The organism is Nocardia amamiensis NBRC 102102, from assembly GCF_001612745.1.
In the GTDB taxonomy this organism is placed as follows: Bacteria; Actinomycetota; Actinomycetes; order Mycobacteriales; family Mycobacteriaceae; genus Nocardia; species Nocardia amamiensis.
Genome location: NZ_BDBA01000295.1, coordinates 1 through 8,957, shown reverse-complemented (window position 1 = coordinate 8,957; position 8,957 = coordinate 1). Strand labels below are relative to the sequence as shown.

Annotated in this window: 10 protein-coding genes and 1 pseudogene; 4 read left to right on the top strand and 7 right to left on the bottom strand. The window is 68.5% G+C overall.

The window, feature by feature from the left end; genetic code table 11:
- The 6 genes and pseudogenes from NA4_RS35885 to NA4_RS35860 all read right to left on the bottom strand — a co-directional run.
- Nucleotides 1-622, bottom strand: a pseudogene (locus tag NA4_RS35885) (AAA family ATPase); the annotation flags it as partial.
- A gap of 48 nt (nt 623-670) precedes the next feature.
- On the bottom strand, nt 671-1,102 hold the full coding sequence (locus NA4_RS35880; protein WP_067480129.1) for a hypothetical protein: 432 nt from the start codon (nt 1,100-1,102) through the stop codon (nt 671-673).
- Between the two features lie 69 nt (nt 1,103-1,171).
- Nucleotides 1,172-1,525, bottom strand: coding sequence for a UBP-type zinc finger domain-containing protein (locus NA4_RS35875; RefSeq protein WP_067480127.1), 354 nt, complete (start codon nt 1,523-1,525; stop codon nt 1,172-1,174).
- Complete coding sequence (locus NA4_RS35870) at nt 1,522-3,018, bottom strand: ATP-binding protein (protein WP_067480125.1); 1,497 nt, start codon at nt 3,016-3,018, stop codon at nt 1,522-1,524. Before NA4_RS35870 ends, NA4_RS35875 begins: the two co-directional genes overlap by 4 nt.
- A 14-nt stretch (nt 3,019-3,032) precedes the next feature.
- Nucleotides 3,033-4,700 (bottom strand): NAD(P)/FAD-dependent oxidoreductase, encoded by a 1,668-nt coding sequence (locus NA4_RS35865; RefSeq protein ID WP_067480123.1) that lies wholly within the window; start codon nt 4,698-4,700, stop codon nt 3,033-3,035.
- Between the two features lie 53 nt (nt 4,701-4,753).
- Complete coding sequence (locus NA4_RS35860; protein ID WP_067480121.1) at nt 4,754-4,951, bottom strand: hypothetical protein; 198 nt, start codon at nt 4,949-4,951, stop codon at nt 4,754-4,756.
- Between the two features lie 209 nt (nt 4,952-5,160).
- Here NA4_RS35860 and NA4_RS35855 point away from each other — a divergent pair, with 209 nt between their 5' ends.
- The gene (locus NA4_RS35855; protein ID WP_067480119.1) at nt 5,161-5,616 is read left to right on the top strand and encodes an SRPBCC family protein; all 456 of its coding nucleotides are present in this window, start codon (nt 5,161-5,163) and stop codon (nt 5,614-5,616) included.
- Nucleotides 5,617-5,798: 182 nt separating this feature from the next.
- Here NA4_RS35855 and NA4_RS35850 read toward each other — a convergent pair whose 3' ends face one another.
- A complete protein-coding gene (locus NA4_RS35850) occupies nt 5,799-6,827 on the bottom strand; it encodes a beta-ketoacyl-ACP synthase III (protein WP_067480117.1) in 1,029 nt (342 codons plus the stop codon).
- A 224-nt stretch (nt 6,828-7,051) separates the two neighbouring features.
- Between NA4_RS35850 and NA4_RS35845 the strand changes: the two genes are divergently transcribed.
- The 3 genes from NA4_RS35845 to NA4_RS35835 all read left to right on the top strand — a co-directional run.
- Nucleotides 7,052-7,324 carry a GlsB/YeaQ/YmgE family stress response membrane protein gene (locus NA4_RS35845; RefSeq protein ID WP_067480115.1) on the top strand — a complete coding sequence of 91 codons (273 nt, stop codon included), beginning with the start codon at nt 7,052-7,054 and terminating at the stop codon, nt 7,322-7,324.
- Nucleotides 7,325-7,426: 102 nt separating this feature from the next.
- Nucleotides 7,427-8,155 carry a phosphatidylserine decarboxylase gene (locus NA4_RS35840; RefSeq protein WP_067480114.1) on the top strand — a complete coding sequence of 243 codons (729 nt, stop codon included), beginning with the start codon at nt 7,427-7,429 and terminating at the stop codon, nt 8,153-8,155.
- On the top strand, nt 8,155-8,957 hold an 803-nt coding region (locus NA4_RS35835), incomplete at its 3' end, for a CDP-alcohol phosphatidyltransferase family protein (RefSeq protein ID WP_067480112.1). The genes NA4_RS35840 and NA4_RS35835, both read left to right, overlap by 1 nt.

Below are 8,957 nucleotides of genomic sequence, written 5' to 3'. Positions count from 1 at the left end.
CGCGCGCGGCGACGGCTCCCGCACCCCAGACCACCGCGGTGTTCGGCTGCACGCTCACCGGACCGCGTGGATCGGTGGCGGTGACGGTGAGCAACTCGGTGGTCCACGCGATGCCGAAGGTGCGTGAGAGCGCCTGGCTGGCCGCCGCGGAGCTGATGTCGGGGCCGAGGTCGCGCGGCAGCAGCGAGACCGCGTCGCCCACGGTGACCACTTTGCCGAGCAGCGCCTGCCGCAAGGTCGCGGCCGGAATGGTGCGGGTGGCGTGGACCGAGCCGCTCACCGAGATCTGTTTCGCGCCGTACACGGTCGCGGGGCAGACCACCACCGTCACGTTCTCGCGCAGGCCGGCGTTGGAGAGCGTGACGTCATCGAGCAGGGCAACACCGGCGGGCGTTCCCGGGCGCGCGACACCGACCACCGCAGCCGTACGCCGCGTCCCCACGAGCAGAATTCCGTCCCATTCCCGCAGTCCGAGCGCAGTCAGGGCCTCCGGATGCAACCGGACCACCCCGCGCCGCGCATCGGCGGCGGACGGATTCAGCCGGGCGGTGAGTGCCAGTTCTGCCACTGTGCCATTCTGCCGCGCATCCCTACTGTCGGTCACTATGTCGTGGTGGGGCATAAGGCACGCATGCCCCGAAGTGGCGATACCGAATTGTTAGTTGCGTTGCTACTTGTTGACGATTCCGGCGGCGACGGCGACGGAGGTGCCTGCCACGCTCGGCGACAGGCAGACCAGCTTGGCGGTGCCGAGCGCGACGTTCGGGCTGCCCTCGAACTTGCCGCCGGGGTTCTCCGCCAGAATCTGCTCGATCAGCGCTCTCTCGCTGTCGGTATCCAGCTTCTTGAACTCACCGCAGGTGGTACTGGACGCGGGCCCGAGCGAGGAGGTGCCCTCCTTCATCGTGGTGACCGGCGCGTCTGTGCCGGCCTCGTCGTTCGGCGCCGCAGTGGGAGCAGTCGAGGTGCGTGCGGGCGCGGAGGCGCTGGTGCTCGACGCGCCCTGACCGTTCGATGCGGTGGACTCGTCCGCTCCGCCGCAGCCTGCCAGCAAGAAACCCACCGTCCCAACGACTAGGACGATGGCGGAAGTTCGCTTCATACCGTGCTTTCCCGGGTAAATCTTCGTGCCGGAGCCTCCGGCACGTTCGGTGCAGCGTACCGGCTCGGATCAGTGGATGTGCGCCCGCCAGTCCGCCGGAACCCGCCCGCGCGGGCCGGGCACGCCTTGATCCGCCGGATGGCTGCGCGGCGGGGCCAATTCCGGCCCACCCGCATACATTTCCCCGGTCTCGAAGTTGTAGTACCAGTCCTCACCAGGCTCGAAGCTCTGGATGAACGGGTGGCCGGTGTCCGTCGCGTGTCCGGTGGCGTGCTGCGCTGGTGAGGTGTCGCAGCAGCCGATGTGCCCGCACTCGGCGCAGCGGCGCAGGTGGACCCACCACCCCGAGTTCCGCTCGCATTCCGCGCATCCCGGTCCGCTGGGCGGTACCGCGGGGTTTATGCCCTCGACCTGCTCGGTCATGACTGCCCTTCCGCATTCGATTCGGTGTCGATCTCATTCTGTTCGGGCCGGTGCAAGGGCAGCCACACGGTGAACGTGGTGTCGCCCGGCTCGGACTCCACCCGGATATCGCCGTTGTGCTTGTTCACCACGATCCGGAACGAGATGTCCAACCCGAGTCCGGTGCCCTCGCCCATCGGCTTGGTGGTGAAGAACGGTTCGAAGATCCGGTTGCGAGCCTCCGGCGGGATACCGGGACCCGTGTCGCCGATCGCCACGACCGCGGATTCGTTCTCCCGGCTGGTGCGGATGGTCAGCGTGCCGTTGCCGTTCATCGCGTATACCGCGTTGTCGATCAGGTTGGTCCACACCTGGTTCAGTTCGGCGGCGTAGCACGGCACGGGCGGGACGGTCCGGTCGTATTCCTTCACCACGCGCACCCCGTCACCGATCTTGCGACTGAGCATCACCAGCGTGCTGTCCAGCAGTTCGTCGATGTCGACCACCTGGAACGGCGCCCGGTCCATCTGCGAGTACTGCTTGGCCGCGCCGACCAGCGCGGAGATGCGCGTCGTCGAGTCGGCGATCTCGTTCATCATCAGCTCGGTCTCGATGGTGTAGTTCAGCCAGCGGATGGCGCCCTGGAACACCTTCTCCGGCGCGCCTTCCAGGGTGGCCGCCACCCGCTCCAGCCAGTCCGCGTCGAAACCGGCCTGGACGAAATTCGGCGCCAAGTTCCAGCTGTCGCTGATCCCATGGTCCTCCAGCCATTCACCGAGCGCGTCTTCGCGGTCCGCGGCCTCCATCGGTGTGAGCTCGGGAGCCTTCGCGACCTGGGCCGCCGCCTCTTCTTGCAGCCGCACCAGAGGGCCGAGGGACTCCGGATCGAACTTGCCTTCTGCCATCATCGCGAGCTTGTGCCGCATGCCCGCGACCCGCTCGCGCAGGCCCGCGGTGGCGCGCACCGCGGCGGCCGCCGGGTTGTTCAGCTCATGGGTGAGGCCCGCCGACAGCGACCCGAGCGCGAGCAGCCGCTCACGTTCGCCGATGCGCGCGTTGGTGTTGCGGTTGCCGAAGAACACGCCCTCCAGCAGGTGCACCGCCATCGGGAACCACTCGTGCATCATCCGGGCGAAGACGTTCGCGTCGAGCACGAAGAACCGGGTCGGCCTGGTCACGTACATCGAGCCGTTGTAGTTCTGCTCGACCTTGTCACCGATATAGGACATCCAGGCGCCCGCGTAGGCGCCGTGGTGCTCGGTGCGGACCAGCTCGATCTCCGCGCCGCCGGACTGCTTGGTGAGCACCACCTCGCCGTCCATCAACACGTAGAAGCAGGTGGCCGGTGCGCCCTCGCGGAAGACCAGCCCCGGTTCTACGGTCTCGATCCGGCCGTCGGCGCACAGCCAGTCCAGCTGCTCGTCGGTCAGCTTCTCGAACAGGAAAAGGGCGCGCAGCTCGGAAGGATCGCACACCAGCCTGCTGCGGCGTTCCGCGGTCTGTTCCGAAGTCATTGCCTGCCTCCTGATCACGCTAGATAGCGGTGTACGAGCATGACGGCCATGGCGCCCTCGCCGACCGCGGAGGCGACCCGCTTGGCCGACTCGGCGTGCACGTCGCCCGCTACGAACACGCCGGGCACGCTGGTCTCCAGATGGTGTGGCGGGCGGGGCAGTTCCCAGCCCGCGGGACGTTCGCCGTCGACGAGCAGGTCCGGCCCGGCGAGCACGTAACCCGCCTCGTCGCGCTTGACCACACCGTCGAGCCAGTCGGTCTGCGGCGCGGCACCGATGAACAGGAAAAGCCGCTCCGCGTCGGCTTTCTCCTCGGCCCCTGTCCGACTGTCGCGCAAGACGATCTGCCGCAGATGCTCGTCGCCGTGGGCGGCGACCACCTCGGTGCAGAGGTGCACCTCGATGGTGGGGATCTGCGCGATCTGCTGGATCAGGTAGTGCGACATGGCCCGTTCCAGCGAATCTCCCCGGACCACCAGGTGCACGGTGCGGGCGTTGCGGGACAGGAACACCGCGGCCTGCCCCGCCGAGTTCGCGCCGCCCACGATGTAGACGTCGCGATCGGCGCACTCGGACGCCTCGGTCATGGCCGAGCCGTAATACACCCCGCGCCCGGTGAAGTCGTCGACGCCAGCGGCCGGGTGGTGGCGGTAGTCGACGCCGGTCGCGATGATCACCGTGTGCGCGCACAGGCTGCCGCCGTCGGCGAACCGCACGGTGCGCGCGGACCCGTTCACCTCCAGCCCGACCACCTCGCGGGTGGTGATCACCTCGGCGCCGAACTTCGCGGCTTGCCGCCGCGCCCGGTCGGCCAGCTGCGCGCCGGACAGCCCGTCCGGGAAGCCGAGGTAGTTCTCGATGCGCGAGCTCTGCCCGGCCTGTCCTCCGGTCGCGGTCCGCTCCACCAGCACGGTGCGCAGGCCCTCGGACGCGCCGTACACCGCGGCGCCCAAACCGGCGGGACCGCCGCCGACCACGATCAGGTCGTAGAACTCGCCCGCGGGATTCACCGTGAGGCCGACGTGTTCGGCCAGCTCGCTGTCGGAGGGCTGTACCAGCGCCGCACCCGCCGACGTGATCACCACCGGACAGCACTCCGGGTCGGCCCCCGCCGCCTCCAGCAGCCGCGTGCCCTCCGGCTCGTCGGCCGGGTACCACCGATAGGGCAGCTGGTTGCGGGCCAGGAATTCGCGCACCTGCGACGAGCGCGGCGACCAGCGATTGCCGACCACCTTGGTCTCGGTGACCGGACGGTGCTCGCTGCTGCGCCACGCGTCCAGCAGGCCGTCCAGCACTGGGTAGAGCTTCTCCTCGGGCGGGTCCCACGGCTTGAGCAGGTAGTGGTCCAGGTCGACGACGTTGATCGCGTCGATCGCGGCATTGGTGTCGGCGTAGGCGGTCAGCAGCACGCGGCGCGCGTACGGGTGCAGGTCCATCGCCTGCTCCAGGAATTCGATGCCGTCCATACCCGGCATCCGGTAGTCGGCGATCAATACCGCGACCGGCTGACCGCGCAATTTCATCTCTCGAAGCGCGTCGAGTGCTCCCGCACCCGATTCCGCGCGCAGAATCCGGTAATCGGCGCCATAGCGGCGGCGCAGATCGCGAACCACCGCCCGGGAAACTCCCGGATCGTCATCGACGCTCAGGATGGCCGGTTTCGTAGCAGCGGGTGAAGTCACTTGACGAGTATGGAGCCTCTGGGTGGCGCCTGTCGTCGGCGTTCGCGCAGAGCTCAGAGACGGTGGTGCAGGACGAGATCGAGTTCGCTCGGAGTGAGCAGTCGCTCCAGGCGTTCTTCCTGGGCGGCCGCGCGAGCACTGCGCGGTGACGCCGGCGCGCCCGGGGTTTCGAGCCCGAGCTCGGGCTCGATAGCGGGAAGCAGCGGAACGTGGTCCGCGGGACGACGATGCAGCAGGGAGCGCAGTTTCACGGCCGATCACCTCACGTTGGGACGCCGAAAAGTTGGAGCCGGTGTCTGATGCTTCATCTATCTGTTATTCTCCGCCGCCCATTACAGCGGGCGCCGCCCAAGTGGCGGAAATGTGACGCAACTGTCTTCCCATCTAAAATGTGTGCGAATCGTCCATACGCGTTCGGACGGACGGCCGTCGGTCCGTCGCTCGTATCCGGGAGGCAGCGTTGCCGAAGAACCTCGAAGCCGCCATCGACATCTCCGCGCAGCCGGAGCAGGTGTGGGCGGTGGTCTCCGACCTGAAGCGGATGCCGGAGTTCAGCCCGCAGTGTGTGCGCATGATGGTGCTCGGCTCGCTCAAGGCGGGCACCTGGACCCTCAACCTCAATCGCGACGGCAAGAAGTTCTGGCCGACCACCGCCCGCATCGTGCGCTACGAGCCGAACCAGGCATTCGCCTTCCGGGTCAACGAGAACCGCACCGTGTGGAGCTACACCCTGGAGCCGACGGAGACCGGAACCAGGCTGATCGAACGCCGGGACGTGCCCAACGGCACCACCTGGGTCTCCCGCAGGGCGATCAACGCGGCCCTCGGTGGCGAGGCCCCGTTCGAGGAGGCGCTGGTGCGGGGCATGAACGAGACCCTCGGCAAGATCAAGACCGCGGTCGAGGCGCGCGGCTGATCACTGCGGTGTGCGGAGCCGGGTGATCGCCGACGCCGTCGCGGCTGCCGTTTGCGAGTATCCGGCACCGGACCCGGCCGCGGGCTTCGAGCGAGCGCTGGCGAGCGAACCGAGGACGCGGTGCGCGGTGCCGACCCGAGGACGCAGATCTCGGCCGGCACCGACGCACGCGGCGAACAGCGTTACTTCCAGTTGGGCAGGGTCACGACCTGGGCCGCGTAGGAGAGACCGGCGCCGAACGCGATGAGCAATGCGGTGTCACCCGGCTTCGACTCGCCCTTGCGCAGCAGCGCCTCCATGGCCAGCGGGATCGATGCGGCGGAGGTGTTGCCCGCCTCCTCGATGTCGTTGGCGAGCGCGCAGTGCTCGGGCAGCTTCAGCACCCGGGCCATGATCTCGATGATGCGGCCGTTGGCCTGGTGCGGGATCATCGCGTCCAGGTCGTCGGGGGACAGGCCCGCGCGGTCGATCGCGTCGCGGCACACCTTCTCCAGCGAGTGCGCGGCCCAGCGGAACACCGCGGTGCCCTCCATGGCCATGTAGGGCCGCACCGCGTCCAGGCCCTTTTCGTCGATCTCGGCGAAGAACTCCATCCAGTCCTTGTCCTGCCGGATGGCGTGGTGCTGGGTGCCGTCCGAGCCCCACACGGTGGGACCGATGCCCGGCTCGTCGGACGGGCCGACGATCACCGCGCCCGCACCGTCGGCGAAGAGGAAAGCAGTGGAGCGATCGGTCGGGTTGACCGTGTTGGTCAGTTTCTCCACGCCGATCACCAGGACGTGCCCGGCAGTCCCGGCCCGGACCAAGTCCGACGCCAGCGCGATCGAGTGGCAGAAGCCCGCGCAGCCGGCCGAGACGTCGAAGGCGGCGGCGCCGTTCATGCCGAGCTCGGTGGCGATGCGTGGGGCAGCGGCCGGGGTCAGCAACAGGTGCGTCGACGTAGCAACGATCACGCAATCGACTTGGTCGACCGCGATGCTGGAAGATTCCAGCGCCCCGCGCGCCGCGGCGACGCTCATGCTCTGAATCGTCTCCGAGTCGTCGGCGAACCGTCGGGTCTTGATGCCCGACCTGGTCCGGATCCACTCGTCGCTCGAGTTGATCGGACCCGCGACCTCGTCGTTGGTGACCACTCGAGCAGGGCGGTATACGCCGAGCCCGAGGATCGCCGTGTGCTCTGCCCCGGTGGTCTGGGTGATGCGAGCAGCCATCTGCGTCTCCTATGTACCTGCGGCGGCGCCGCCGGGTTTTCCCGAAGCATCGAAATCGGTCCCTCATCCGCCACTGCCCATCCGACAGAATAGACATGAGGCTTCCTCATATTAGCCCGAGGGTCGCTCATCTGGCGCGCGTATTTCGACAATCACTGGGTATCTCGCTGACGCACGCTCCCGCTGTTAACGGGGCTGACCCAACTACTGACGCGAGGAACACCATGCTCGGTCTCGGAATCATCGGATGGATCATCATCGGCGGCCTGGCCGGATGGATCGCCAGCAAGATCATGAAGACGGACGCTCAGCAGGGCATCCTGCTCAATATCGTCGTCGGAGTGATCGGCGGCCTGCTCGGCGGGTTCCTGCTGAAGTTGCTCGGTGTCGACGTCGAGGGTGGCGGCCTCTGGTTCAGCTTCTTCACCTGCCTCGGCGGTGCGGTCGTCCTGTTGTTCCTGGTGCGGCTGGTCACCGGGAGCAGGATCAGGTCCTGACCCCGCATGCCGCGGGCTCCGGTCCCGTAAGGTGTGAACGCTTGCGCCGGTCCTATTGTTGACAGGGCGCAACCGTCTGCATCGAGCACGAAAGAGGAGCCTGTGGCCCGCCGTCCCACCCCGCCCGGCACGCCTGAACGCACCGGAGTCGGCCACGTCGTCGACCTGGTCCGGCACGCGATCCCTCCGCTGCATCCCGCCGGGCTCCCGTTCGTGGCCGCGCCACTGGCGGTGGCCGTCCTCGGCGGCAAGCGCAAGTGGGTGCGCCGGAGCGGACTGGCCGCCGCGGCGGCCTGCGCGGCCTTCTTCCGTCATCCGCACCGGGTGCCGCCGAACCGGCCCGGCGTCGTGGTCGCCCCGGCCGACGGTGAGGTCGCCTTGGTCGACACCGCGGTTCCGCCCGCGGAACTGGGTCTCGGCGATCAGCCGCTGCCCCGGGTCAGCATCTTCCTGTCCGTGCTCGATGTGCATGTGCAGCGCACGCCGGTCTCCGGCGTGGTGCGCACCGTGCTGCACCAGTCCGGCCAGTTCCGTTCGGCCGACCTGCCCGAGGCCAGCTCGGTGAACGAGCGCAACAGCATGGTGCTGGAAACGCCCGACGGCAGCCGGGTCGTCGTCGTGCAGATCGCCGGTCTGCTCGCCCGCCGGATCGTCTGCGAGGCCCAGGTCGGCGACGTGCTCACCATCGGTGACAGCTACGGTTTGATCCGCTTCGGCTCGCGGGTCGACACCTATTTCCCGCTCGGCACCGAGCTGCTCGTGCAGCCCGGCCAGCGCACCATCGGTGGCGAGTCCGTGCTCGCTGTGCTGGCCTCCACCGCTGACGCGTGATGGAAGCGGCGGCACCCACTCAGCGGCGGCGGCGGACCATCCGGCTGCTGCCGAGCATCGTCACCATCCTGGCGCTGTGCTCCGGGTTGTCGGCGGTGAAATTCGGCCTCGATGGCAAGCTCGGCATCGCGCTGGCCATGGTCGGCGCGGCGGCCGTGCTGGACACTCTCGACGGCAGGCTGGCCAGGATGCTGGACGCCACCACGAAGATGGGCGCCGAGCTGGATTCGCTGTCGGACGCCATCTCCTTCGGCGTCGCCCCCGCGCTGGTGCTCTACGTGACCCTGCTCAGCAGCAACAGTGTGGGCTGGATCGTCGCGCTGCTGTTCGCGGTCAGCATCGTGCTGCGGCTGGCCCGGTTCAACACGCTGATGGACGACGACACCCGGCCGGACTGGGCGCGGGATTACTTCGTCGGCGTGCCCGCTCCGGCGGGCGCGCTCATCGCGATGGTGCCGGTGGGGCTGTTCGTGCAGTTCGGCGACGGCTGGTGGGTGGGTTTCTACGCGGTCGCGGCGTGGACGGTGTTCGCGGCGGCGCTGTGCGTCAGCACGATCCCGACGCTGGCCATGAAGTCGGTGTCGGTGGCGCCGCAGGCGGCGGCCGGGTTGCTGGTGCTGGTCGCGCTCGCGGCGGCGGCGTTGGTCACCTACCCGATCGTGCTGCTGCTGGTGCTGGTGGTGCTGTACCTGGCGCATATTCCGTTCGCCTGGCATTCGCAGCGCTGGGTGGCCGCGCGGCCGGAGACCTGGCAGCACAAGCCCGCCGAGCGGCGCGCTCAGCGTCGCGCGGACCGGCGGCT

Bases quoted from the DNA above. Each gene is read 5' to 3' on its own strand.
- NA4_RS35880 (WP_067480129.1), bottom strand. From the start codon at position 1,102: ATGAAGCGAACTTCCGCCATCGTCCTAGTCGTTGGGACGGTGGGTTTC.
- NA4_RS35875 (WP_067480127.1), bottom strand. From the start codon at position 1,525: ATGACCGAGCAGGTCGAGGGCATAAACCCCGCGGTACCGCCCAGCGGA.
- NA4_RS35870 (WP_067480125.1), bottom strand. From the start codon at position 3,018: ATGACTTCGGAACAGACCGCGGAACGCCGCAGCAGGCTGGTGTGCGAT.
- NA4_RS35850 (WP_067480117.1), bottom strand. From the start codon at position 6,827: ATGGCTGCTCGCATCACCCAGACCACCGGGGCAGAGCACACGGCGATC.
- NA4_RS35845 (WP_067480115.1), top strand. From the start codon at position 7,052: ATGCTCGGTCTCGGAATCATCGGATGGATCATCATCGGCGGCCTGGCC.